This window comes from Sedimentibacter saalensis (assembly GCF_007830175.1).
GTDB classification, from domain to species: Bacteria; Bacillota; Clostridia; order Tissierellales; family Sedimentibacteraceae; genus Sedimentibacter; species Sedimentibacter saalensis.
This window is the reverse complement of sequence record NZ_VLKH01000014.1, coordinates 25,237-50,736: the sequence shown is the minus strand read 5'-3', so window position 1 is coordinate 50,736 and position 25,500 is coordinate 25,237. Positions and strand designations below refer to the sequence as shown.

Below are 25,500 nucleotides of genomic sequence, written 5' to 3'. Positions count from 1 at the left end.
CAATAATATTTTTATTTGCGGGAGAGCACAAGGCTCTCCCCTACACACTGGAATTTCAGATTTCTCACTGATACCAAGTTTTTGTACATTCATTTCTATTAAAATAATTATCATTTAAAATATGTAAGCACCATTGTCATTGCTATTTTAAGTCCTGTTTCCATTCCGTCTATTTCAATCCACTCTCCTCTTGTATGAGCGCCAAATCCTTTGGCTGTACCAACAGTATTAGCCGGAATTCCAAGAGAAAGAGGAATGTTTGAATCCGTGGAACCGGCGCTTAAATCCAGTTCACCCTCATAGTAGTATTTTATAATTTCCTTATTCTTTTCCGTGAATGCTTCAAACTTATCTTTATTTATTTCTCCGCCGCATGGACGAATTCCCACAACTTCTACTGAAACACCTATGTTCATTTTTCTGTAGCTGTCAAGCACGGCCCAGAAAAAATCTTCCATTTGTTTCAGGCAGTCCTTGTCCACAGAACGAAATTCATAAAGCATGGATGCTTCTTCCGCAATAGTATTTACAGAAGTTCCTCCGCTTATTATTCCCACATTGTATGTTGTCTTTGCCTTTTCGGGAGCACGAACTGTATACAATGTCTGAATCATGGATGAAAGATAGTAAATTGCATTTTGATTGCCAAAATCCGAATATGAATGTCCTCCTTCGGTGGTGACAGTCACCTTGTACCTTTGAGAACCAACAGCCTTGTGAGTGCATGAACCTATTTCTCCATCCAGAGAAACAAATTCTGTAACTCTTGAGCCGTATGTTTCCATTATTTTTTTACTTCCCTTCAGGTTTCCAAGACCTTCCTCGCAGGAGTTAAGCACAAATAAAAATCCTTGTGTTGGTTTTAAGCTGTTCTGTGTGACATACTTGGCACACATCAACAGATTTACCACATTGGCAGTATCATCCCCCACACCTGGAGCATAAACTCTTCCATCCTTAATGACAACATCGAATTCTTCTTCGTCGTTGAAAACCACATCCAAGTGTGCCATGAATACGGTAATTTCTTCTGCATTATCGCAGTTTAAAGGATATACCACATTTTTAGCATCATCAATAAATACATTTTTTGCTCCATTTTTCTCAAGCCAATTTTTGCAGAATTCTGCTCTTTTTTCTTCCTTGTGGGATGGAGCCGGTATTCTTGCAAGCTCAACCAGTAAGTCCAGTGTTTCCTTGCTGCTGTCCTTTATGAAATTGAGCGCATGTTTGTTAAGTGCATATTTCATTTTATCTACTCCGTCTATAATTTATTATTTAGCACCAGTATAAATTGCCGGTAACATCATAATATTAATTGTTGCATTAAATATTATTATAATCAAATAATGCACTCCTTGCAACAGCAACTACCAATTTTTCTCACTATCCCCATGTCTGCATCATAATTTAATTTATAATGAGTAAAATGTATTGTTTGAGGGTATATAACATTTGAATGCAATCAGAAAGGACAGTGAGCAAATGGAAAATGATACTTTGGAAATAATAGAAAGTCAGGATACTAATAACAGCAATAATAAGGAAAAAAAGAAGAAAAATAAAGTCCTCCGCGCCATATTCATGATTTTTTTAATCATGTTGCTGACAGCGACTGCTGCAGGAGGTTTTATTTTTGGAATAGTACTTGGTATAGTAAAGACTGCACCGGAAATTGACCCCACCAATATTTTATCTACACTTTCAGAAAGTTCTGTCATAACAGACGAAAACGGGAACATTATTGAAAAAATTCATGATCCAAATGAAAACCGTGAAATAATACCGTTGGATGACATTCCTAAAAACTTAAGAAACTCTTTTTTAGCCATAGAAGACCACAGGTTTGAACAGCATTTTGGAATTGATATACAGCGCATCGCAAGCTCTCTTGTACATAACTTCCAGGTTGGAGATCCTACAGCCCAGGGTGCCAGCACAATCACTCAACAGCTTGTAAAGAATCTTTATCTTACAAACGAAAAATCCTTGGAGAGAAAAATAAAGGAAATTTACCTGGCACTTAAAATAGAGCGAATACTTTCAAAAAACCAGATACTTGAAAATTATCTGAACACTATTCCTCTGGGTCAAAGCTCCTACGGAGTGCAGACTGCTGCCCGCACTTATTTTTCCAAGGATGCAAAAGACTTAACTCTGGCAGAATGCGCCATGCTCGCAGGAGCAGCCAAAAGCACCGTTATATATGCTCCCTTTAGCCGATACAACATGTATGACCTTGAAAATATTCCGGAAGAAGATATAGTCGGATATGTTACTATTGGTTCTGTGCAGTATGCATGTGTCTTCAATCAGGATTCCAGAGACAGGCAGCTTCTTATACTTGATCGCATGCTTGAGCTTGGATACATAAATGAAGCTGAATACAATACTGCAGTCAATGAAGACATGCGTAGCGCTCTTAATCCCGGTCAAACTAAAATAGCACAGATTTCAACTCTGCCCATGGATTATGTAAAAGAAAAAGTAATTGAAGATTTAATGGAATATAAATCAATGTCCTACAAGGAAGCTGAAACCTATGTTTACAGAGGCGGGCTGACAATCACAACCACAATTGATGTGAACATTCAAAAATCACTGGAAGAATCATACAAGAACTTCTCATATTATTTCCTAGGCTCTGAGCCTTCAGGAGAAACCCCTGTAGGAGAGGAATGGAGGTATTTCAAGTGGGTTAACGGTGAAGCTGTGGGATGCCTTGATTCTCAAAAAAACGTATTGAACGAATACGGCCAGACAATTTTCTATAAGAAAGAAAACATAATGGATGAAGAAAACAATATTTACTTAAATCCGGATGAATACAGCTATGACCAGAGCGGATTTCTTGTTATAAGCTCTAAAAAATTCGATATATTTTCTTCAACCATAGACATTGTAGACTGTTACACCATAAACGAAGAATACAACTTTGTTTCCCACATTCTGGGCTCATTGAACATCGGAGATAACCTTCAGATTCTCGAGCAAAAGGGAACAAAGGGAAAATTTCTCATTACAAAGGATTTTCTTGACAAGAATAAGAATATTTTTAATGTTGGAGATGACAATGTACTCAGAATTTCGAAAGATTTCTTTTATTATCAAGACAACGGAATTGTTCAGCCACAATCAGCTGCTGTAATAATGGATTATAGAACCGGAAAGATTAAAGCAATGTTTGGAGGAAGAAATATTGAAGGAAGCAGAACGTTTAACCGTGCAGCAGATGCTGCAAGGCAGCCTGGCTCAACAATAAAACCATTGTCTGTATACCTTCCTGCATTAAATATGGGATATTCTGCTTCATACATATTGGAGGACCTCCCAAGAACAAATGAAGCAGGTGAAAGATGGCCGAAAAACTGGTTCGAACACAGGAGCGTCAAGTACTGGGGCAAGTTGACCTTGAGAAAATCCATAGAACAGTCAGTGAACACAAATGCAGTCAACATGCTTGAAAAAATTGGAACTCAAGCTGCAATTGAATCACTTACTAATTTTGGATTCATAGACACCGAAAATCCAAACAGCGATACATTCATTTCTCCTGAAGAAGATGCTGCCTTCAATGATGTAAACCTGGCATCTCTTGGGCTGGGAGGTCTTACAAAGGGATTTTCACCTCTTTCAATGACTGCAGCCTACGGAGCCATAGCAAATGACGGAGTCTATGTCGAACCAATAGCATACACAAAAATAACAGACAGCAAAGGCAACATCATCCTTGAAAACATACCTAAAACCCGTGTTGTATCAAGCCCGGAGGCAGCTTCTCTCATGAAGGACATCTTAAGAACAACTGTAACAAACGGACTTTCATACAAGGCAAAACTGCCGGCTGAAATGGGAATTGAAGCAGCAGGAAAAACCGGAACAACACAGGCAAGCGGAGATTTCTGGTACGTAGGTTTCACACCATACTACATAGGCGGAGTGTGGGTAGGAAACGACAACGTTCAAATGAAGCTTACCGGAGACAGCGGAGCCAATGCAAATCTATGGAGAGAAATTATGATACCTGTACACGAAGGACTGGAACCTGCAAAATTTGAACTCAATAAAAATTTAATTCCTGTGCAGGTTTGCAAGCAGTCAGGTTTGCTTCCAACAGAATATTGTTCACAGGACCCTCGTGGAAGTCAGGTTATAACTGATTACTTTGTTCCGGGAACCGTACCGTCAAAATATTGTGAGACTCATGTCAAGGCAGAAATATGCACAAATTCAAACATGCTTAAATCACAGTACTGCCCGGGAAATTTAATAGAGCAGCGCATATTTGTAACAAGGAATAAAACTTACGACCATTCATTCAGCGTCCAGGATGATGCGTACCAGTTGCCGCAAAGTGTATGCACGAGCCACACCCAGTGGCACTACGACCAGTGGCTGAATCAGCAAAATGAACCTGTTGAAAACAATGATGAAGAAATTCCTGCAGAAGGCGAAGTGGAAGAAGAACAAGAAAACTAACATTGGGACATAGGGGACGGTTCTTCGTGACCAAATTCATGATGGTCACGAAGAACCGTCCCCTTTGACTTACCTTTGATTTATTGACTTTACATTCCTTTGCCAAATCCGCAGTTAGGGTATGTACATGTTTCACAGTTTAGACATAGGCCGCCTTGACCTAGTTTGTCTATATCAGACTTATTAAGAATATCATCAGCCATAAGTCTTGGTAATATTAAATCAAAAATAGTCCTTTTAGAATACATTACACATCCAGGCAGACCTATTACCGGTATCTTTCTTCCCTGATAGCTGTAATATGAAACCAAAAGCATTGCTCCTGGCAGTACCGGTGCTCCATAAGATACTATTTCTGCTCCCGTATCCTTAATAGCCCCTGGTGTTCTGTCATCAGGATCTACGCTCATGCCTCCGGTGCACACAACAATATCCGAACCATTTTCAATAAATTTTATAATTGCAGCAGTAATTTCTTCTCTTTCGTCATCCACTATTGTCTGACCTATTACTTCCGAATCAAACTCACTAAACTTACTCACTATAACTGGACCAAAGGCATCTTTTATTCTTCCATGGAAAACTTCACTTCCAGTAGTTACAATTCCTATTTTTTTATGTTTTAAAGGCATAATTTTTAAAATTGGTTTTCCACCGCCTATTTCCTGAGCCTTTTTCATTTTCTCTTCTTCAATAACAAGAGGAATTACTCTTGTACCGGCTAATTTATCCCCTTTCCTGACAATTGTATTTCCATGCCTTGTTGCTATCATCATATCTCCAATACTGTTAACTTCGTATAGTTTTTCTTTGTCAACTTTAAACAATCCGTCTATTTCAGAAATTACTTCTATTTTACCCTCTTTTACTGCTGAAGGCTTCATGTATTCATTTTTGCAAATGCTGTACAATATATCAGCAGCCTCATTTTCATGAAGCATTCCATCCTGCTTTTCCCATATGTATATATGTTCCTTGCCTACTGAAAGAAATACAGGAATATCTTCCTTCTTAATAACATGCCCTTTTTTAAACACCACATCTTTTTTTACATCCTTGATAATTTGAGTAATATCATGGCACAACACCTGACCAACTGCTTCTTCAATATTTACTGATTTCATTTTGTCCTCCTGATTTATGTGTTATTTAATTGATTTATTGCCATTACACCTTTAACAGCCGAACACAGCCTCATACAAACTAATGGCCATATTCTTCTTTTCCCTGATGTTTCCTAATATCTCTTCATTACACTTGTAAAAATTTTCTTTTGCCAAAAATCTGTCTTCAATGGAAACCAGATTGCTTCCTTTTACCATTTTGTCAGCTAAGTACACAACTTCCTTTTCTGTCAAAATTTCTGGAATGTTTTCAAGTTTTACATGGTTGTATACGATTTTTGCTATCTCTTCATAACCCATGTCATTAAGCCAGTCGGCACCGATGAATGAATGACCTTTGCAGCCCTTTGCCACATCGTGCAAAAGTGCTGCTGCTAATACCGTCATTTGATCCAGATTAATTTCTCTTTCTCTCAATTGTTCACAAATTTTTAAAGATTCCATTGCAACTGCATATGAGTGAGATTTCACTTCTTCTGTGACTTTAAAATAATCCAGTATTTTTATACACAACTCAATTGATGGCACATTTCTTTTTTTGTTGTATTCAACCAGCTTAAAAAAATCCAGCGGTGTATCAGCATCCATAACTATTCCAGGGTCTGCGAAGGACATGTTCCTATATCCTGTCACTATATTATCAATTGCTCCTTGAAGGCCGTTTGTACCGTCGTGTTTTAAAATTTCTCTAACAGCTTCGCTACTCAGCAATATGGGATGGCCATTATTGCCTTCATAAGATGGCTGAACAATTTTCAAACTGTTGTTTTCCATTTCTTCAATCATTTTTTTAAGTGTGTGTTTCTGCACAAAAGGGCTGTCCGAAGGTGTTACAAAAATCATATCCACACTGTTTTTTAGCTCTTTTAAACCGATGCAAATGGAATCAAACATATGAGTATTTTTATAGTCATGGTTTCTCACTGTCTGTACATTACAATCAGCAAGCTTTTTCTCAATGTCATCAGCACGGTGCCCTGTTACTGCTACAATGTTTTTAATACCGATGTTCTGATAATTTTCTATTGTTGTTTCAATCATAGTCTTGCTTCCTATGTTCAAGAGGGGTTTATAGTCCTTCATCCTGGAAGATAATCCTCCTGCAACAATCACAGCACCAATTTTATCATATTTCATAATTCACCCTGCTGCCTTTCAGTTCCTTCAACAATTCATGCACAGCTTCTTCCTCGTCTTCGGTACAAATAAGCCTGCCTCTTTTTTTATGAGTGGGCATAAATATTTGCTTCACCCTTGTAGGAGAACAGCCATACCCACTGAAATTTATTTTGAGACCTAAATCATCTGCCGTCCACACTTTCACAACTTTTTTACCTGCATCCCGTATACCCTTTAATGACATGCCCCTGGGCTTGGTAAACTCATTTGATACTGTCAAGAGACACGGCATTTGCAAAAAAACCGTTTCGCAAGTATTTTCCAGTGCCCTTTTTGCAATTATTGACTTTCCATCATCTTCCACGTTCAGACTAACAATATTGGTTAATTGCGGCAAATTCAGAAGTTCTGCTAACTGCGGACCCACCTGTGACGAGCCGCCGTCTATTGTCTGCCTGCCAGTGAAAATCACGTTATAATCGCCTATTTTCCTAATTGCCGCTGATAAAACCTCAGCAGTCACTAAAGTGTCAGAATCAGCTAATGCTTCATCTGTGATTACAACTCCATCGTCTGCACCTAGTGCCAGACATTCAAGCACTGCATCCTTTGACTCTCCCGGGCCCATAGTCACTATTGTAATGTGCGTATCTTTTTGTGTATCCTTGATTCTTAAAGATTCTTCCAGCGCACTTGCATCATCTTTGTTTAATACATTGTAGAGATTTTCCACTACAATGCCATTATCATAGAAGAACCTTATTTTCTCCATATCAGGAACCTGTTTCACGCAAACAATAATTTTTAAAGACATACAATCACCTCATTCTAAGTGGTCATTAACTCAATTAACTTGCATGGGTCACTGATGATCTCACAATTCTTGAAACAACCATATATGCAAAATAACCTCCTGCAGCGCCGGAAAAAGCAGATGTCAATGTACTTACAACAACTGCAGCCAAAGGAAGATTCATCAGCAGTGCTGCCTGGGTTAATGCTCCGGCACTGTTGGCAATTGCACCAAGAATCATCATAATTCCCTTGTTGTATTCAAATTTCCCATAAGCAATCAAAAATAAGTCAATAGCTATTCCAGGAGGAAGGTATGTTATAAGTTTGATAACCGGCATGCTGGACGTGGCTATTGTTACAAATATTTGTACTGCACAAAACAATGTAGCTGTTCCACGTTTCCTGACTACGGCACATGCAGCCACAATCCAAAACATATAGTATATTCCGCCGATAATTCCTCCAGGCAGACCAATTGAGCTGGTTAAAAAGTTTGACAATATTCTTATGGGAACCTTTGAAACAGTTGCAGTTGCTGCTAACAATGAAATATAAATCATTTCTCTCAATTCAAACTTTTCTTTCATCTTCTTTTTCCTTCCTATTATTATATAATTATCATAACGCTTTTTTTGTTGTTGGGTAAGTAATACAAATCATTTATCCTGAGCAGTTTCCTGTTCAGCCAGTGAGCCACTTTTCTTTTGCATTCTTTAGGCAGATTAAAATAATGATATATGAAATCCACTGCTTCATGGCAGGTACTAAAGGGCTGGCCGAATTCAGCACCTGTCATTTCAATTTCATAATTAATATTCCTTCTGTCAAGAATATCAATGAAACTCAAGTAATTTAACTGTTCCAGATTTCTTATGTCTATTCCAAGTTCACGGTACAGTTCATCAACAGCAAAGTCACTCTTTGTGGTTGTTAATGGCAATACCAGTATCAAATGCTTGCTGACATGTTTGAGAATTCCATCAATATTGAATTCATTTACCAGTCCCATCATATAGCTTAAAAATACAACGTCATAACACTTTTTAAAATCATACTCTTCAAATGAAACATTCAATACTTCCAGATTTTCAAGCTTCCTTTTTTGTGCTCTTTCATTAAGCGATTCTACAACCAAAGAAGATTTGTCTATGGCGGTAACTTCAAATCCTTTTTCTGCAAACTCCAAGGAAAATCCTCCTCCACCGCAGCCAATATCCAAGACTGTCTTGCATCCGTCAGTATAAGGTTTTAACAGTTCTACGGAATTCTTATGATATCTTGTAAGTTTTTCTGATAAGAGATACCAATTCATACTTTTACTGTCCCAGCTGAATTTGGATGTATGATTTTTACAGCACAAACTTTTCTGAGAGTTCATGAGCAATTGAGTCTCTGTTTTTTCTAGTAACTGCAATCTCTTCCACATCCTTTCGTTTCCTTATGGAGTCCATAAAAGGTGTTGATAAAGTCTTTATGCACCCAATAATTCTATTATTGCTTGATAACACTTCATGAACTTTTTCTTGAAAACATATGGCGTTGTTTTCAAAAAAACCAAGTTCATCCATGATTATGAGTTTGTAGTCATTTATCAGGCAGCAATCAAGTATGGATGTTCCAAAGCTTTCAAATGTTGAGTCCATCCCCAGCCACATTTTTCCGTCAGGCGTGTATCCGATTAACCTTTCATAAATATCAGGTGTTTTCAGTTTATAGTTTATGGGTTCCATGTAAAATCCTGCTACCTTGCCGTTTCTTATGTATGCCTTTGTATAGAAGCCGCCGATTTCTTCTTTGTCAATTTCCATATTATTTACAATGTTTTGAATTATTGTGCTTTTTCCAACATTGATGCTGCCTGAAAGAAATAAGTGTTTCACTTAATCACTCCTCATACGCCATGCAAAATTTTATATTAAGGGCTCTACAAATATTTCCACAATGCCCCCGCAGACCATTCCTTCATCCTCTGCTTCTCGTCCTGTCATATCAACCTGTACAAGTTTGCTGACACCTTGGTCCATGCTTGAAAATGCAACCTGTCGAATGCCGGCTTCTACACAGCCTCCCCCAATTGTTCCTATCATGGTGCCATCCTTTAAAACTGCCATCTTAGTGCCAACTTCCCTGGGTGCAGAACCTTTTCTTGATACTATGGTAACCAGAGCCTTTGGAATTTTCTTAACACTTTCATCCATAATTCCATCTAACAGCTCATCTGAATATGTGCTTGACCCTGTTTCCTTATTCTTAACATCTATGATCTGAGCCATTATTGCAACTGCAATTTCAGCCGGAGTTTCTGCTCCAATGTCTAATCCTATGGGTGTATATACCTTATTTAATTTATCTCTGGAAATTCCTTCTTCCTCCAGTCCATTCAGAACTTTTCCGACCCTTACTTTGCTTCCTATCATGCCAATGTATGCATTGTCTTTATTTATTATTTTCTTTAAGCACTCCTGATCGTATCGATGGCCTCTTGTAACTATTATAAAAAATGTGCTGCTGTCTCCATTTATTCCGTCCAGTGCTTTCTCAAAAGGTTCGCAAACTGTAAAATCAGCACCTGCATTGATTGCATTGTTTACGAATGTAATTCTGTCATCAATTACCGTCACCGGTAAATCAAGCAGATTGCACATTTTAATTATTGATATTGATATGTGTCCTGCTCCGCATACTACAACACTGTATTTATTTTTCATGAATTCTATATATATTTTTTCACCGTTCATTTCTACTAATTGACTTTTTTTATTCTTGGGAATAATGCCAATTATACTTTTCCAGTTGTATTTTTCATTGTTTGTATATGTAATTTCTCCTTGAGACACTATTGCTTTTGAATTTGTATAGTCTCCCGTCATCACTGTGATTATAATATTGTCCTTGCTTGTTCCTGATTCTTTCAATGTTTTCAATTTTCTTAAAAATTCCATATAACACTCCTTTGCAGCTCATGATGTTTCACAACAAACTGTTTTACGCTGCCGTAATCAATTTTATAACTAAACGCTTCGCAGATGCTGATTCCTTCCACTGATGATAACATTGCTCTTATGACTCCTGCATGAGTTACTATTATTATGTTGCCTGAAGATTCATTCAATGTTTTGTACAATTCACTCATGGCACGACTTTGGCAGTCTTTTATGCTTTCTCCTCCGTCAACAACATAATTTTCAAAATCTTCACCCCTTTTTTTATATTCCTCAGGGTAAAGAAATTTAATTTCATCAAATGTGAGTCCATCCCACTTACCCATGTCTATCTCTGAAAATTCGCTTTTAATAATTGGAACTACTGCATTGTTTGCCAGAATTTCAGCTGTTTCCCGTGCCCTTTTTAAATTGCTTGAGTAAATGGAACTTATTTTCTTATCAGAAAAATAACTCAGCAGATTCTTTGCTTGTTCTCTTCCCTCATGGCTTAAAGGTATATCCAGTTTGCCAATGCAGAATTTCTTGCTGCTGCTGAAGGACGGCTGGCAATGTCTCACCACGTATATGTTGCGTACATTATCCATTCAATCACCCGTTATTTTTTTATTTACATAACGCTTGTCTAAAATTGTTAGAAAACCGAACATTAGCTCGATTTTCTAACTAAAGAAATAGTAGTTGAGAGCTTTTTTATTTGTTATTATCCATTATACCTTTTAGTTTTCCCCATTTTGGAAGGAACAGCTCTGGATTCATGAGTCTTGGTCCGCCTTCAGGAATTATTGGCATAAATCCCATTTGATCGATAATTTGAGTCTGCAAGTCTATTCCAGGAGCAATTTCTGTTAAAACCATTCCTTCTAAAGTTCTTTCAATCACGCATCTTTCAGTTATAAATAAAATTCTGTTGCCTTTCTTTAAAGATTGTTCAGCATTAAATGTGAGTTGAGGACAACTTTGAACAAATTTCTTAAATCTGCCTTCCTGTTCAATTACCATCTTGCCGTTTTCAACATTGCACTTCAGTCCGCCTGCAGTAAATGTTCCTACAAACAATGCATTCTTTGCAGTTGCTGCAATGTTGGCAAAACCACCAACACCCATAATCTTTCCATTCAAAAGACTTGTATTAACATTACCGTCCTTATCAACTTCACTTAAGCCGAACACACCTAAATCCAGACCGCCGCCGTCAAAGAAACTAAAATGGTCACCCTGATCACAGGATGCTTCAATGTTCCAGTGAGCACCAAAATCATTTCCTCCTCCCGGCAAACCGCCGATGCTTCCTGACTCGGAAATCATAGTTATTGCATTTGAGCATCCTTCTTCTGCCATGACATTTCCTGTATATGTTGGAGTGCCTATACCAAAATTACACTTGTAGCCCTGCTTTATTTCCATTGTCAATCTTCTGAGCATAACCTTTTTCTCATCCAATGGAATAGGATCCATGCTGCCTTCAAGAGGAACTCTGATTTCACCTGTAAATGCCCTGTTAAATGAAGTTCCTTGTGTTTGCATAATATCTTCAGGATGTTCAGCCACTACTATGTAATCTACATAAATACTTGGAACCTTTACCAGTTTTGGATTTAATGAACCTGCCTTAGCCAGAGACTCAACCTGTACAATTACAATTCCACCATTAGCTTTTGCTGCCTGAGCAACAGAAAGCATTTCCAAATTCAACGCTTCTTTTTCACAGGTTACATTGCCGTTTTCATCTGCAGTAGTTCCCCTCATAAGAGCTATATCAATAGGAATAGCCTTGTAAAAAAGATACTCTTCTCCTCTGAAATCAGGAATGTATTCAATAATTTCCTCGCCTTTTTCTTTTGTCAGCTGATTTAGCTTACCGCCGTCAAAACGAGGATCAATGAATGTTCCAAGTCCTGTCTTAGATAATAATCCTGCAGATCCTCTGCCTTGCTCATGGTAAAGTTGAATCAATGTTCCAAGAGGAAGGTTCCATGCCATAATTCTATTTTCATTTATTTGTTTTATAACAGTAGGTGATGACCCTGCATGTGAGCCTATGAATTTTGTCATTAGCCCGTCTACTGCCCATACACATTCTCCTCTTTCTCCCCTGGGTCCTCTTCCCCAGTTGCCTACACCTGCTGCATGAGTATGGGTGATATTATTTGGATGTCCTGTTTCATCAAATCTTTCTCTTACTGCCACTGCAACTTCTTCAGCCCATCCTGCCAAACCAAATGCTGCAGAACATACAGTCATATTGTCTTGAAATAAGGCAGCTGCCTCTTTTGCTGTTATAACTTTCGCCATAATCTTCACTCCTTAATTTTTTTTGAAATTCTTTTATTAACTTTTCCTTCTATGATTTCTGCAGCAATCTTTTTCAGATCTTTTTTTAAAACCTTACCTGTTTCTGACTGCGGAAACTTATCTATGAAGCTGATGTACTTAGGTATTTTGTTTGATGCAATTTTTCCCCTGCAATAATCTTTGATGTCTTTTTCAGTAATTGCTGAATTTTCCTTTAGTCTTATAAATACCATTATTTCTTCACCATTTAAATAATCGGGAACTCCCACGGCATGTACTTCCATCACGTCTTTATGAGTTACTATGAAGTCTTCAATTTCTTTTGGACTAATATTTTCACCGCAACGTATGATAATGTCTTTGCATCTGCCTCGGAGGCATAAGCAGCCGCTTTCATGAATGAATCCGATATCTCCTGTGTGAAGCCACCCTTCGCTGTCTATAATATTTTGGGTCTCCTCCACCATATGGTAGTAGCCCTTCATTACATTGTATCCCCTTACCAGGATTTCTCCGCTTTCTCTGTCTTTGACTTCCTGTTTTGATAATATATCGATTATTTTTACTTCAACTCCCGGTATGGGATGTCCTACAGAACTTTCATGGAATTCATCTCCTGCTTTTAGTGCACTCACGCAAGGAGAAGCTTCAGTCAGGCCATAGGAAGGTATTATATTTTTTATACCAAGTATGTTCTTTATATCCTTAAGCACTTGAACAGAAAACGAAGCACCTGCTATTATTCCGGTTCTCAATGATGATATATCATAATGTTCTTTCTGCACTTGCTCTATGCATGAAATAAACAAAGTAGGTACTCCTGAAAGGACTGTGCACTTTTCCTTTTCAATCAAGGAAAGGGTTATATCTGTTTTAAATTTATTAACCAAGACCATGGAACATCCTCTGCTGACAGCGGCCATAGTACAGGCTATGCTTCCAAAGCAGTGAAACAACGGAGCCAGAACGCACATTACGTCTTTGTTGGTCAATTCCATCAACGAAGCCATGGCATTTGCATTTTCTACTATGTTACCGTGGCTTAGCATCACACCTTTTGAATTGCCCGTACTCCCTGATGTATAGATTATTTGTGCAACATCGTCAACACATAGACTACTTTGCCTTTCATCAAGAAGTTCAGTCTTCAATTTTTCACCTTGTTCCAGAATATCGGCCCATCTGAATGTGCCGGGATATTCAACACCGCTTATGACTATTACGTTTTTTAGTTTTGGAAATCTCGGACATTTTAGTTGTCCCGGTATGCTTTCACTTAACTCTGGGCAAATTTTATACAGCAGTTCTATATTTTCAGTAGCCTTGGCTCCCACCTGCATGATCAGAGTATGTGTATCTGAGTTTAACAGCAGTTCTTCCATCCTAACTTGTTTTTCATAGGCATTCATGGGTATAAAAATTCCTCCTGCCTTAATGATTCCAAATTGTGATATTACAAATTCCGGTGAATTAACAGCCCAGACCGCCACATTATTACCTTTTTCCAATCCTATAGATATGAGCCCCTTAGCTAAATTTGTATATAATTGCTTAAAATCATGATACTTTATGCGCCTTTTTCCCGTATGGTTAATCAATGCTTCACACTTCGAATAAAAATCAGCAACATCGTCTGCCAGCTGAGGTATGGTTATATCAATAAAACTGGATATTACAACATCCACATACTGATCTGGTTCATCCGGGTTATAAACTCTTTTAGTGATCTTTACTGAAATTTTTTCCATACTCTTAGCAATTTTTTCAAATTCACACTCTATCCATGGCATTGGCCACTTCATTTTCAACGGTTCTGATACAAGAGCTCCTTCAAGTGTATATACCAGTTTTTGACCAACCAGGCTGCATGGTATACTGTCAACATGGACTATTTCAAATTTAATTCTCCTGCTGCTATCAATTATGCTCATATTTTCACACCCTTTACATCATACAATTACACTCTGGCAATCTTTTTCTCTTTTTCTAACTCTGATTTATGAATTTTTTTCACAATGTATGAAAATAAAATTCCGGAAATGCTCATTGCTGCAGCAATTAAAAATGCTTTCGTATAATCGCCGTTATTTCCGGCTTTTATTGTAGCTGCCATGATTGGACCAATATATCCTCCCAGGGCGAAACCGCTGAACATAAATCCGTAATTGACTCCATTATTCTTTGCACCAAAGCAGTCAGCTGTCAAAGCAGGAAATACTCCCATGAATCCTCCGAAGCAAAAGCCCACTGCCATTGTTACTGCCACAAACATTGCAAACTGTCCTGTTCCGACCATAGTCAGCATGAACATTGCTGCAGCCAGAATCAAGTACATTATAGGCAATGCATTGTATCTTCCGATTTTATCTGAAACTGCACCCCATGTGATTCTTCCTGCCATGTTTGCAACTGCAACTAAGCTTACTGCAAAAGCTGCTCTTTCAGCATTAACGCCTACAGTTTCCTGAGCTATAGGTGAAGCCTGGCTGATTATCATCAAACCGGAAGTCGCTCCAATTGTCAGCATCAACAGAAGTATATAGAATAACGGATCAGCTAGCATTTGTGACCATGACTTGTCTTTGCCTGTAACAGCTGATGTGGCTGTTGCTGCCGGAGGCTCCCAGCCTTCAGGTTTATAACCCTGAGGTGCTTTTTGAATGAATTGAGAACCAATGGTTATAATAAACAGGTATGCAATTCCTAAAACTTTGAAAGCATGCAGAACTCCGTAACTTGCAATCAGGCTTTGAGAAATCGGAGCCAGCAGAACCGGGCCAAAGCCGTAACCTGCTGTTGCGAGACCAGCCACAAGCCCTCTCTTGTCAGGAAAAAACTTAACAGTATTGGCAATGGTACAGCTGTAAACCAATCCCATACCTAGACCGGTCATTATTCCATAGCTTATGTATATCCAGGTTATTGATTTTGTGAATCCTGATAAGATAATTCCGCCGCCAAACAAAATTCCTCCGGCAAAAATTACCCATTTAGGCCCAAACATATCCTGAATTTTTCCGCCCGTAATCATGCAGACTGGGCTGATTGCGTTTGCTATTGTAAATGTCATTGCTGTTGCAGCAGCAGTCCAGCCAAACAATTTGCTCAAAGGGCCTGCATAAACACTCCAGGCATAACCCGACCCGATGCAAAGATTGATTAGCAAACTTGCTCCTAAGATAAACCACCTTTTCTTTTTTAAATCCATGTTAACCTCCGATTTTTATAAAATGATAAAGCATTATATAAACCTACCATGTAGGTCATATATCTAGTCCTCAACATGTTTTGATAAATTATTAACATTAAAAGTTACTTTAAAATCTTTAAAATCTTTTTCTTCGTCTATCTCGTGGCTTTGCATGAGCACCCTGGCACAAGAAGTCTTGCAGCTGGATGGGCAAGTTGCACACATATCATTTTGCCCAACTGGTTTAAACCTTGTATAATTTGTTTCAACAACTACCTTTCCCATTTTTTTATTCCTCTCATCAGGCTGATTCTGCTTCTGAACTGTAATAAACGGCCTGCCATACTCCTGCCATTTGCTCCTTGTTTTCTTCAAACAATTCGTTGACAGTATCATAATAGTATCTGTCACCGCTGAAATACATATTTATCTTATTCAGCTCTATAACCCATTTCTTTTGATCAGTGTCAAACCACACCAATGTATCTGTTTGTTTCTTGAAGAATTGTTCAACACCAAGATTGCTCATTTTCATAAAATCCTCTGCAGCAGGATTAGTCAGCTTGTCATATACTCTGTTTATTTCCATTTGAAATATTTTATCTGTATCCAATCTCCTGGCATACAGACAGTTTGCCCTGTCTATGAGCTTTAAGTATTGACCGCAGATTTCCAGCACATGTCCTACTCCATCCAGAACCTCTATAATAATTTCGTCATTTTCTTTCTTTGCTCTTCCTTCTATCTCGAACATATCATCTTCCAGATAAAAATCCATCTTTTTACCATCTATAATTTCCAGGAGGAACTCCTTTTCATCTATGCGCATGTTTCCCTCCTAATATCTATAGTTTATTAACTCTTGATTTTCATAAATATTGCCGATTATATCTATTTCATCTGCAATATAGTCTCCGCCCATCATGATTATTCCTTCTACAGATAACAGTATGAAACCCGAAATATCTTCACTCCAAATTATCTGATATATAGTATCTTGAATTTGCACTATGTCGCCTTCATATATTTCATTTTGATTCTTGTCAAACCATCCAGTTGACTGCATGGGGACAAATTCTATGGGATCTTTTTCCCTGAAATCATATATCTGCAAAACGCCGTATGACAGGTAACAATAAATAGTCTTTTTAGTGTCATCAGCCACATCCGGCTGCTCTAATTCTTCAGGAGCATACATTTTTTTTGCTTCATCGTCCCAAGCTCTAAATTTAAATTCTCTCATAACTACCTCTCTTATATTGCTCAACTATTTATATTTTAGGGTAAGCGGCAGCATTTAACTGCCGCTAAGGGTCTATCATGAATTTTCTTGCAAGCTTATTTATTTTGCCTTTTGTGCCTTGATTGCATTTAATACCTTTTCAGGTGTCAATGGCATTTCTGTAAATCTAACACCAATAGCATCGTAGACTGCATTGAATATTGCCGGAGCTGTTGGCTGAATAGGGCCTTCTCCTGATTCCTTGCCGCCGTATGGAGCTGACGGGTCATAAGCTTCAACAATATTTGCATCAATTTTTGGCATATCTCTTATTGTTGGCATCTTATAGTCATGAAGTGAAGGATTCAGGAATCTTCCATCAGGAGCTATCTGCATTTCTTCATACAATGCTTGACCTAATCCCATTTGGATTGAACCGTGAACCTGACCTTCAACGCTCATTGGGTTTATAGGCTGACCGCAGTCACCTGCTTCAGTTATTTTAACTACATTTACTTTTCCAGTTTCCAAGTCTATATCTACTTCAGCAACCTGAGCACTGAAACCAAATGTTGGAGAGTGTCCAATGTTACCTCCCTGCTGAATTCCTTTACGTCTAGGAGGAGTAAATTGTCCTGAACAAGTTAAAGGACCATTTGATTCGATGTACATTGTTACAACATCTGTCCACAGAACTTCTCTGTTTCTTCCTTTTTTTCCTTCACGTTCATATATTGAATAGAAGTATCCGTCCTTAACTGCTATTTCATCGCCTCTGCACTTTAAGATTGAAGCAGCTACAGGGAACAATTCAGCATTTATTTTTTCTGCAGCCTGTCTAATTGCCCAGCCTGTTGCAAATGTAAGACGGCTTGCAAATGTTCCAAGGTCGAATGTAGATATTTCAGTGTCTCTTGGGATTATCTTAACATCTTCTGTCTTAACACCCAGTGTTTCTGCTGCCATCTGAGCCATAACTGTATCAACACCCTGACCGATATCAGTAGCTCCGCAGAACAATGTAACTCCGTTTTCTTCATCTATTTTGATTGTAGCAACTGTATGTGGTTTGTAAGATAAATATAAAGTATATGATGTACCTGAAATATAGTAACCGCCTGAAATACCAATACCTTTACCATATGGCAGTTTCCCTTGTTTTTCAAGGAAGCCTGATTTTTCAACAGCTTCATCCAGACACTTCTTATATTCTGAATGAGGTACATACATCATGCTCTTTGCTGTATAACCGGATTCAACTGCGTTTAGTTTTCTTATTGCATAAGGGCTCATGCCGAAATGTTCAGCAGCTTCATCAAGCATCTGTTCCATAGCAAATCTTGGCTGAACACCACCAAGACCACGGTGTGCTCCGCATGTTGGTTTATTTGTGAATACTCTTTTACCATCAAACTTAACATTAGGAACCATGTAAGGAATATGAACCATGGAAGCTGTGTAGAACAACACAACTATACCCCAGCCAGAATAAGCTCCTCCATCCATCAAGTTATTGAAATCAACAGCAGTTATCTTTCCATCCTTGTCAAATCCCATTTTGAATTTCATGTAGCATGGATGACGACCATTGTTTGTTGCAAATACTTCGCTTCTTTCATATGTTATTTTAACAGGTTTTCCTATTTTTCTGGAAAGCAGTGCAGAGCAGAAATCTGCTTGTGAAGCAACACCCTTTCCTCCGAATCCACCGCCTATTAAAGGAACTGTAATTCTTATTTTGTTCATAGGCATTTCCAGCACTTTTGCCAATTGTTGATGAGTGTAGTGCGGAACCTGGCATGTTGCATACATATGTAATTTTCCTGTGTTTGGATCAAAATCTGAAATTGCAGATTGAGTTTCAATAAATCCATGATTTACATATGAAGAATAAAATTCCTTCTCAATTATGAAATCTGATTCTGCCAATGCTTTTTCAGGATCGCCGTAAACCTGAGTTCCTTCGTAAGCAATGTTGTTTGGATGATTTTCATGAATTCTCAGGTCATCTCTTTTAACAGCTTCTCTTGGATCCACAATTGCTTCCAAAACTTCATACTCAACCTTGATAAGTTCCAAAGCCTTTTCTGCTGTAGCTTCATCAAGAGCTGCAACTGCTGCGACGCCTTCACCCCAGTTACGAACTTTTCCCACTGCCAGTGCATGTTCATTAGCATTATGAGGCACTATACCATAAGGTATCGGGCAGTCTTCGCCTGTTATTACTGCCAAAACTCCATCAAGTTTTAGCGCTTCGCTGTAATCAATGCTCTTTATGTTTGCATGAGCATGAGGGCTTCTTAAAATTTTACCGTATGCCATTCTTGGTAAAACCAAATCATCTGTGTACTGAACTTTACCTGTAACCTTTGCAGGTCCATCCAAACGAGGAATACTTCTTCCTACTTCTGTGAACTCTCTTTGATATTCCTTGTAGTTGTTGTACTTATTTGATACTTCATACATTTTACCCATTTTTACACCTCCCCTTTAGAAAGAGCCTCTACATATGACTCGACTGCTTCAAGAATTAATACATAACCTGTGCAACGACATAGATTTCCTTCCAGTGCATGTTTAATATCTTCTTCTGTAGGCTGTGGGTTTTCATCTATCAAAGCTTTTGATGATAAAATCATACCTGGAGAGCAAAAACCGCATTGTACTGCCCCATGATCAAGGAATGACTGCTGCAATGGATGCAGCTCACCAGTTTCCTGGTTTGCAATTCCTTCAATTGTGGTTATTTTTTTGCCTTCGCTTGCAATTGCCAGCATCAAACATGATAGTTGAGCTTTTCCGTCTATTAACACAGTACAAGCTCCGCAGTCTCCCTGACCGCAGCCTTTTTTAGTACCAGTAAGACCTATTTGTTTTCTTATAACGTCTACAAGAAGATCTGTAGGAGATACCATTACTTCATAAATCTGATTATTAATATCTAATTTAATAATTTGTTTTTTCATCTTTACGCCTCCTTTGCAGCTTCATAAGCTTCTTTGACGAGTCTGCGTGCTAAAGCGCCTATTACGTCTTTTCTGTATTCCGCTGATGCTCTCACGTCTGAAATTGGTTTTGCTTCACTTTGAGCAGCTTCACCAGCTTTAGCAATGAGTTCTTCAGTCAAATTCTTACCAATCAGTACTTTTGGCACTGCTTCTGAAACCAGAGGTTTTATAGAAACTGATCCCATTACAAGCTTAACATTCTTTATGGTTTTTTTATCTTCTTCCAATTCAATGTTAGCAGCCATGTTTGCACAGTCTATTTCCATTGCATTTCTAAGACCAATGTGTCCATATCTGCATGCAGATTTTTTAACCGGCTCAGGAAGGATGAATTTATAAAGTATTTCTCCTTCTTTAAGAGCATTTTTACGGTTTCCTTGAATGAATTCTTCTATAGCGAGTTCTCTTTCTCCTTCAAGACTTGCTAATACAACTTTTGCTCCCAGAGCTGACAATGGAGCAGGAGTTTCAGCAGCCGGTGATGAGTGACAGCAGTTACCTCCCATTGTTGCCATAACTCTTACCTGGTTTGAACCAAGCTGGCTTACTGCATAAGTTAAAGCAGGATATTTTTTCTTAAGATCAGCATTAAATTCTATATCTACTAACTTTGTGCAAGCTAGAATTTCTGCTCCTTTACCTTCTTCACACTTAATGCCCTTTAATTCTTCCAAATCACTGATGTCAATTATTGCATCAGTCTTAATCATCTTTTCTTTCATTTGGATGATCAAATCTGTACCGCCGGCTAAGACCTTTGCACTGCTGCCTTTACCCTTTACCAGTTCTAATGCTTCTTTCTTACTTTTTGGTTTAAAATACTCAAATTCGTGTAAAATGTTCATTAAGGCACCTCCTTTAAATTTGGTAATCTATTTTAATAAATTGCCTGCTATGATTTTTTGTGGATATTCATTGATACTGTCAAAGTTAAACAATCCTCTGAGATCTCTGAAGTATCTTTCAATATTTGCTTCTCTGCTGTATCCTGTTCCGCCGTGTATTTGAACTGCATTTGTTCCTATTTCAAATGTTGCTTTCTGAGCGAACATCTTCAGATAAACAGATTCGTTCATATAATCTTCGCCTGCATCAACTTTCTTAGCAGCAGAATAAGCCAGTGTGTCTAAAGTATGAATTTTTTCTGCCATTTCAGCTAACATCCACTGTACAGCCTGCAGTTTGCTGATAGGAAAACCGAACTGTACTCTGGTCTTGCTGTGTTTTATTGATTCTTCCAATGCTTTTTTACCAATACCTACTCCAATGGCAGCATGAGCAATATCTGAAAGGGCTTGGATTTCATTTGCAATTTTTAACCCATCACCTTCCTTGCCAAGCAGCTGGCCTTTTGATTTGTTGAATTCCAGTTCTGCTGTAGGGAAAGACCTTAATCCAAGCTTATCGATGTTTTTTGCTGCTTTAACTTCATCACAGTCAACTATGAAAGCAGAAAGACCTTTTAACCCTTCTTCTGCATTTGTCTGTGCTATGACAACATACACATCCGCTTCCCCACCATTTGCCACCAGTGTCTTCTTGCCTGTGAGCAAGTAATATCCTTCTTCTTTAACTGCAACTACCTTATTAGCACCTGCTGCTATGGAAGCACCTGGTTCAATAAAAGCATATCCTCCCAGCTTATTGCCTGATACAATGTCCGGCAGGTAAGCTTTCTTTTGCTCATCATTTCCATACTTTTCTATGGCATGGGCTGCTGAAATAACATGAGCAATTGATATTACTGCAGCAGAACCATTTGCTTTAGCAAGCTCTTCAGCCATTACAGCTACACTTGTAAAGTCTGACTTGTTTCCGCCAAATTCTTCTGATACGGTCAATCCGAAGTAATTTTTATTTGCCATCTCTTTTATTATTTCTTTTGGAAATCTTGCATTTCTGTCATCTTCGTAAGCAATAGGCTCTAACACTGCTTTACTGAAGTCTGCCATACTCTTTCTGATTAATTGACTGTTGTTATATAATTCCATATCTTTTCACACCTCCCGCTTTCTATCTAAGCAATCCGCCTGATATAACAAGTCTTTGTACTTGATTTGTTCCTTCATATATTGAGAGAATTCTTGCATCTCTCCAAACTTTTTCGATTCCTGATTCTTTTGAGTAACCATATGAACCCATGATTTCCATAGCTGAGTTTGCTACGTTCATAGCCATTTCAGTTGCAAATAGCTTTGTAATCGCAGAGTGGTGAGAGTATGGCTGTTTATTGTCCTTTAAAAATGCTCCCCTGTAAACCAGTTGTCTTGCAGCTTCAACTGATGCTTCCATTTCTGCAATTTTAAAAGCAATAGCTTGTTGCTTAGCTAAAGGCTTAACCCCTTCAACTTGCTTTTTAACATAATCCACTGCCAAATCCAATGCTCTTTGTCCGCATCCTACTCCCTGTGCTGCAACCATTAATCTTCCGGAGTCCAACGTCTTCATGGCAATTTTCATTCCATCGCCTTCTTCTCCCAGCAGTGATGATGCAGGAACATGCAAATCTTCAATAACCAGCTCAACTGTCTGAGAACCTCTTATTCCCATCTTATCTTCAATCTTACCAACTCTTATTCCAGGTGTTCCTCCTTTTACAAGGAATGCACTCAGCCCCTTGCTGCCCAAGGTTCTGTCAGTTGATGCAAATACTACCATGGATGACTGCATATCAATTGCAAATCCTCCCTGCGTAATAAAGCATTTTGTACCGTTTAAAATATATTCATCGCCTTTTCTTTCAGCTGTAGTTGCTACGGCACCGGCATCAGAACCTGCTCCAGGCTCCGTAAGTGCGAATGCACCATATTTTCCTTCCAAAATAGGTCCGAAATGTTGTTTTTGCTGTTCCAGAGTTCCTGAAATCAAAAGTGGATATGAACCAAGGTTGTTTGCTCCAAACCCGGTTGCCACCCCTACATCGCCATAACCTAATTCTTCCATGACAATGGCACAGCTTTTTGTATCAAGCTCAATACCTCCAACAGCTTTAGGGGCAACCAAGGTAACCAGTCCGGTTTTGCACCATTCTTTAAAGAGCTCTTCTTGATATTCACCTTTATCGATCAACTCAAGGTTCGGAAAAATGTTTTCGTTAACAAATTTACGAACTCTTTGTTGAAGTTCCAGTTGTCTGTCTGTGAAATCAAACATACTATTACCTTCCTTCTTTAAAATTTGATATAATTTGTTATTTTCTTAACGCAATAAATTAAGAGCAAGGACTGTGCCAAGTCCATGACTGATAATATTTTTACATTTTATTCAAGCATGCAAATCCACATAAATCAACCTACATATAGGTTAAAATATATTTACACCCGTAAAATAAAAACAAAAATTCGACAAAAAAACAGTGTACACCATGTGTACACTGTAAACTTTATTGACACTTTTTTGTTAATGTTTGTTTACATTACTTCTTCTATTTCAATATTATATTTTCGTAATTTTTGATATAGAAGTGTTCTGGATATTCCTAATTTCTTAGCAGCTTTTGATTTATTATACTCACACATCTCTAAAACATCTAAAATTGTACTTTTTTCTATGTTGTTTTTCTTGTTCATAAGCATCAGTGGTGAATCGTTCTCATTACTGCTTGACATTTCTTCATTTGCAATTCTGTTTCCGGAGGTAAAGGCCTCATATGATTCGAATTTTTTAAAGTCTTCCAAACTTAAGTTGCTTTTTCTTGAAACATTCATTGCTTTTTCTATGACATTTTGAAGCTCCCTGATATTTCCCGGCCAGTCCCTATACTTTAGATATTCTATTGCCTTGTTTGAAATTCCGTCTATTTCCCGGCCAACTTTATTACTTATTTTCTCGATCATATTATCAACCAAAATGGGTATATCTTCTCTTCTGCTGCGAAGAGGAGGAATTACTATATTTATGATGTTTAGTCTGTAGTATAAATCACTTCTAAACTGATTTCGCCTTATCATTTCCCTCAATGAAGTGTTTGAAGCTGTAATAACGCGGGTATCAATTGGTATGCTTTCGCTGGATCCTATTCGCTCAATTTCCTTTTCCTGAAGAACTCTCAGCAGTTTTGGCTGCATGGTCATATCCATTTGATTTATTTCGTCTAAAAAAATACTGCCTAAATGAGCAATTTCGAACTTCCCCTTTTGTCCTCCCTTTTTTGCACCTGTAAATGTTCCTTCCTCATATCCAAAAAATTCTGACTCCATCAAGCTTGCCGGTATTGCTGAGCAATTTACCTTTACGAAAGGAAATATATTTCTCAGGCTACAGGCATGTATGGAGTGCGCCACCAACTCCTTACCCGTGCCTGTTTCACCTTCTATTAACACAGTGGAATTTGATGCGCCTGCCTGGTAAATGTGTTCCTTGAGCAATTTTACAGCATCGCTTTTTCCAATAATATCATCAACACTGTATTTTACTCCGCTTCGTTTCCTCATTTCACCCTTTAAAAACTCATACTCAGCGGTTATTGACTCCAATTTTTCAGAAAATGCAAAGGCTTGTTCCATGGATTCAAATGAAGAGTAAATAAAACAGCCAATAACTTCGTTGCTGTTGAAAATCGGATAATAAGTCATTACTCCCGGAAGGCTTGTACCATCCTTTTTTTTAATGAACATATCCGCAGTTAAAACTTTCCCGGATGTTATGGCTGCAATAGCTCTGGAACCTTCGATAATTTCATGAGCATATTTTCCCAAAGCCTCTTTCTCAGAAATACCGGTATCGTGCTGCCACATTTTGTTAACAAAGGTGTATCTTGCATACTTGTCTGTAATTGCTATGATTCCTGCTTGTTCCAATATAAGTTCAATACAATGCATAGGTACATTTAACACTTCATTACCCCCAAATCGGCTTTTGTTAATAGTTTATCATAATTTTCAATATTTTGAAAGCATTTTATATATACTTCTTTAAAGTTTATTTTAATGCCTCTCAACATGTGGCTTTTTATGTTAATTCTGTGTCATAAAACAGTTATAATCTTTGGAATTTCCAATGTTATTAAAACAAAGTATAGCCAATGCTCAGTTAAAATATTAGTTGACGAAAAATAATTTAAAATGAAGTATATTGTTAAACTTTGTCTCTAACTTCAGACATAGGGGACGGTTCTTCGTGACCATCTAATATGGTCGCTGAGAACCGTCCCCTATGTCTCAATCGGTTAAAACAGGACAAAAGTATGATAATCAGGACTAAACAAGTAATTTTCATGCCACTGCATAAGATTAATTTTAAATTTCCTTAATTTATAAGTTTTTTCCAGCCTCCAACAGCCTTTTATTAATTATTGTGATCATGAAAATTGGCACAAAAAATGCAA

General features: G+C 38.0%; 22 protein-coding genes. 1 reads left to right on the top strand and 21 read right to left on the bottom strand.

Going from position 1 to position 25,500, the window contains the following annotated elements; all coding sequences use genetic code 11:
* Window positions 1-110: 110 nt before the first annotated feature.
* A complete protein-coding gene (locus LY60_RS16990; protein WP_145086679.1) occupies window positions 111-1,250 on the bottom strand; it encodes a M20/M25/M40 family metallo-hydrolase in 1,140 nt (379 codons plus the stop codon).
* A gap of 235 nt (window positions 1,251-1,485) precedes the next feature.
* On the opposite strand from LY60_RS16990, the gene LY60_RS16985 reads away from it, so the two are divergent.
* On the top strand, window positions 1,486-4,479 hold the full coding sequence (locus LY60_RS16985; protein ID WP_212633504.1) for a transglycosylase domain-containing protein: 2,994 nt from the start codon (window positions 1,486-1,488) through the stop codon (window positions 4,477-4,479).
* Window positions 4,480-4,568: 89 nt separating this feature from the next.
* Here LY60_RS16985 and LY60_RS16980 read toward each other — a convergent pair whose 3' ends face one another.
* The 20 genes from LY60_RS16980 to LY60_RS16885 form a co-directional block, all read right to left on the bottom strand.
* Window positions 4,569-5,603, bottom strand: coding sequence for a molybdopterin-binding protein (locus LY60_RS16980; protein ID WP_145086672.1), 1,035 nt, complete (start codon window positions 5,601-5,603; stop codon window positions 4,569-4,571).
* A gap of 51 nt (window positions 5,604-5,654) precedes the next feature.
* The gene (locus LY60_RS16975) at window positions 5,655-6,740 is read right to left on the bottom strand and encodes a DVU_1551 family NTP transferase (protein ID WP_145086669.1); all 1,086 of its coding nucleotides are present in this window, start codon (window positions 6,738-6,740) and stop codon (window positions 5,655-5,657) included.
* Window positions 6,730-7,536, bottom strand: coding sequence for an electron transfer flavoprotein subunit beta/FixA family protein (locus LY60_RS16970; RefSeq protein ID WP_145086666.1), 807 nt, complete (start codon window positions 7,534-7,536; stop codon window positions 6,730-6,732). Before LY60_RS16970 ends, LY60_RS16975 begins: the two co-directional genes overlap by 11 nt.
* A 34-nt stretch (window positions 7,537-7,570) precedes the next feature.
* Window positions 7,571-8,104 carry an ECF transporter S component gene (locus LY60_RS16965; protein ID WP_145086663.1) on the bottom strand — a complete coding sequence of 178 codons (534 nt, stop codon included), beginning with the start codon at window positions 8,102-8,104 and terminating at the stop codon, window positions 7,571-7,573.
* 20 nt (window positions 8,105-8,124) lie between these two features.
* Complete coding sequence (locus LY60_RS16960; protein ID WP_170226286.1) at window positions 8,125-8,829, bottom strand: class I SAM-dependent methyltransferase; 705 nt, start codon at window positions 8,827-8,829, stop codon at window positions 8,125-8,127.
* A gap of 37 nt (window positions 8,830-8,866) precedes the next feature.
* Window positions 8,867-9,397, bottom strand: a complete 531-nt coding sequence (locus LY60_RS16955; protein WP_145086657.1) for a nucleoside-triphosphatase — start codon at window positions 9,395-9,397, stop codon at window positions 8,867-8,869.
* A gap of 30 nt (window positions 9,398-9,427) precedes the next feature.
* Window positions 9,428-10,459: an XdhC family protein gene (locus tag LY60_RS16950; protein WP_145086654.1), complete on the bottom strand. Its 1,032-nt coding sequence runs from the start codon at window positions 10,457-10,459 to the stop codon at window positions 9,428-9,430.
* The gene (locus LY60_RS16945; RefSeq protein WP_145086652.1) at window positions 10,447-11,046 is read right to left on the bottom strand and encodes a histidine phosphatase family protein; all 600 of its coding nucleotides are present in this window, start codon (window positions 11,044-11,046) and stop codon (window positions 10,447-10,449) included. Before LY60_RS16945 ends, LY60_RS16950 begins: the two co-directional genes overlap by 13 nt.
* A gap of 106 nt (window positions 11,047-11,152) precedes the next feature.
* A complete protein-coding gene (locus LY60_RS16940) occupies window positions 11,153-12,754 on the bottom strand; it encodes an acyl CoA:acetate/3-ketoacid CoA transferase (protein ID WP_145086649.1) in 1,602 nt (533 codons plus the stop codon).
* 5 nt (window positions 12,755-12,759) lie between these two features.
* Window positions 12,760-14,685 carry an AMP-binding protein gene (locus LY60_RS16935; RefSeq protein ID WP_145086647.1) on the bottom strand — a complete coding sequence of 642 codons (1,926 nt, stop codon included), beginning with the start codon at window positions 14,683-14,685 and terminating at the stop codon, window positions 12,760-12,762.
* 26 nt (window positions 14,686-14,711) lie between these two features.
* The gene (locus LY60_RS16930; RefSeq protein WP_145086644.1) at window positions 14,712-15,962 is read right to left on the bottom strand and encodes an L-lactate MFS transporter; all 1,251 of its coding nucleotides are present in this window, start codon (window positions 15,960-15,962) and stop codon (window positions 14,712-14,714) included.
* Between the two features lie 63 nt (window positions 15,963-16,025).
* On the bottom strand, window positions 16,026-16,229 hold the full coding sequence (locus LY60_RS16925) for a hypothetical protein (RefSeq protein WP_019230510.1): 204 nt from the start codon (window positions 16,227-16,229) through the stop codon (window positions 16,026-16,028).
* A gap of 16 nt (window positions 16,230-16,245) precedes the next feature.
* Window positions 16,246-16,773: a hypothetical protein gene (locus tag LY60_RS16920; protein ID WP_145086641.1), complete on the bottom strand. Its 528-nt coding sequence runs from the start codon at window positions 16,771-16,773 to the stop codon at window positions 16,246-16,248.
* 9 nt (window positions 16,774-16,782) lie between these two features.
* The gene (locus LY60_RS16915) at window positions 16,783-17,187 is read right to left on the bottom strand and encodes a YopX family protein (RefSeq protein ID WP_145086638.1); all 405 of its coding nucleotides are present in this window, start codon (window positions 17,185-17,187) and stop codon (window positions 16,783-16,785) included.
* Window positions 17,188-17,286: 99 nt separating this feature from the next.
* Window positions 17,287-19,641, bottom strand: a complete 2,355-nt coding sequence (locus LY60_RS16910; RefSeq protein WP_145086636.1) for a xanthine dehydrogenase family protein molybdopterin-binding subunit — start codon at window positions 19,639-19,641, stop codon at window positions 17,287-17,289.
* A 2-nt stretch (window positions 19,642-19,643) separates the two neighbouring features.
* Window positions 19,644-20,132, bottom strand: a complete 489-nt coding sequence (locus tag LY60_RS16905) for a (2Fe-2S)-binding protein (protein WP_019230514.1) — start codon at window positions 20,130-20,132, stop codon at window positions 19,644-19,646.
* Window positions 20,133-20,134: 2 nt separating this feature from the next.
* Entirely contained in the window at window positions 20,135-21,019 is an 885-nt protein-coding gene (locus tag LY60_RS16900) for an FAD binding domain-containing protein (RefSeq protein ID WP_145086633.1), read from the bottom strand.
* A 27-nt stretch (window positions 21,020-21,046) separates the two neighbouring features.
* Window positions 21,047-22,165, bottom strand: coding sequence for an acyl-CoA dehydrogenase family protein (locus tag LY60_RS16895; RefSeq protein WP_145086630.1), 1,119 nt, complete (start codon window positions 22,163-22,165; stop codon window positions 21,047-21,049).
* A 22-nt stretch (window positions 22,166-22,187) separates the two neighbouring features.
* Entirely contained in the window at window positions 22,188-23,327 is a 1,140-nt protein-coding gene (locus LY60_RS16890) for an acyl-CoA dehydrogenase family protein (protein WP_145086628.1), read from the bottom strand.
* A 257-nt stretch (window positions 23,328-23,584) separates the two neighbouring features.
* Window positions 23,585-25,009: a sigma-54 interaction domain-containing protein gene (locus LY60_RS16885; RefSeq protein WP_212633503.1), complete on the bottom strand. Its 1,425-nt coding sequence runs from the start codon at window positions 25,007-25,009 to the stop codon at window positions 23,585-23,587.
* Window positions 25,010-25,500: the final 491 nt, after the last annotated feature.

Coding starts and splice junctions, on each gene's coding strand:
- LY60_RS16990 (WP_145086679.1), bottom strand. CDS start 1,250: ATGAAATATGCACTTAACAAACATGCGCTCAATTTCATAAAGGACAGC.
- LY60_RS16985 (WP_212633504.1), top strand. CDS start 1,486: ATGGAAAATGATACTTTGGAAATAATAGAAAGTCAGGATACTAATAAC.
- LY60_RS16980 (WP_145086672.1), bottom strand. CDS start 5,603: ATGAAATCAGTAAATATTGAAGAAGCAGTTGGTCAGGTGTTGTGCCAT.
- LY60_RS16975 (WP_145086669.1), bottom strand. CDS start 6,740: ATGAAATATGATAAAATTGGTGCTGTGATTGTTGCAGGAGGATTATCT.
- LY60_RS16970 (WP_145086666.1), bottom strand. CDS start 7,536: ATGTCTTTAAAAATTATTGTTTGCGTGAAACAGGTTCCTGATATGGAG.
- LY60_RS16965 (WP_145086663.1), bottom strand. CDS start 8,104: ATGAAAGAAAAGTTTGAATTGAGAGAAATGATTTATATTTCATTGTTA.
- LY60_RS16960 (WP_170226286.1), bottom strand. CDS start 8,829: ATGAATTGGTATCTCTTATCAGAAAAACTTACAAGATATCATAAGAAT.
- LY60_RS16950 (WP_145086654.1), bottom strand. CDS start 10,459: ATGGAATTTTTAAGAAAATTGAAAACATTGAAAGAATCAGGAACAAGC.
- LY60_RS16945 (WP_145086652.1), bottom strand. CDS start 11,046: ATGGATAATGTACGCAACATATACGTGGTGAGACATTGCCAGCCGTCC.
- LY60_RS16940 (WP_145086649.1), bottom strand. CDS start 12,754: ATGGCGAAAGTTATAACAGCAAAAGAGGCAGCTGCCTTATTTCAAGAC.
- LY60_RS16935 (WP_145086647.1), bottom strand. CDS start 14,685: ATGAGCATAATTGATAGCAGCAGGAGAATTAAATTTGAAATAGTCCAT.
- LY60_RS16930 (WP_145086644.1), bottom strand. CDS start 15,962: ATGGATTTAAAAAAGAAAAGGTGGTTTATCTTAGGAGCAAGTTTGCTA.
- LY60_RS16925 (WP_019230510.1), bottom strand. CDS start 16,229: ATGGGAAAGGTAGTTGTTGAAACAAATTATACAAGGTTTAAACCAGTT.
- LY60_RS16920 (WP_145086641.1), bottom strand. CDS start 16,773: ATGCGCATAGATGAAAAGGAGTTCCTCCTGGAAATTATAGATGGTAAA.
- LY60_RS16915 (WP_145086638.1), bottom strand. CDS start 17,187: ATGAGAGAATTTAAATTTAGAGCTTGGGACGATGAAGCAAAAAAAATG.
- LY60_RS16910 (WP_145086636.1), bottom strand. CDS start 19,641: ATGGGTAAAATGTATGAAGTATCAAATAAGTACAACAACTACAAGGAA.
- LY60_RS16905 (WP_019230514.1), bottom strand. CDS start 20,132: ATGAAAAAACAAATTATTAAATTAGATATTAATAATCAGATTTATGAA.
- LY60_RS16900 (WP_145086633.1), bottom strand. CDS start 21,019: ATGAACATTTTACACGAATTTGAGTATTTTAAACCAAAAAGTAAGAAA.
- LY60_RS16895 (WP_145086630.1), bottom strand. CDS start 22,165: ATGGAATTATATAACAACAGTCAATTAATCAGAAAGAGTATGGCAGAC.
- LY60_RS16890 (WP_145086628.1), bottom strand. CDS start 23,327: ATGTTTGATTTCACAGACAGACAACTGGAACTTCAACAAAGAGTTCGT.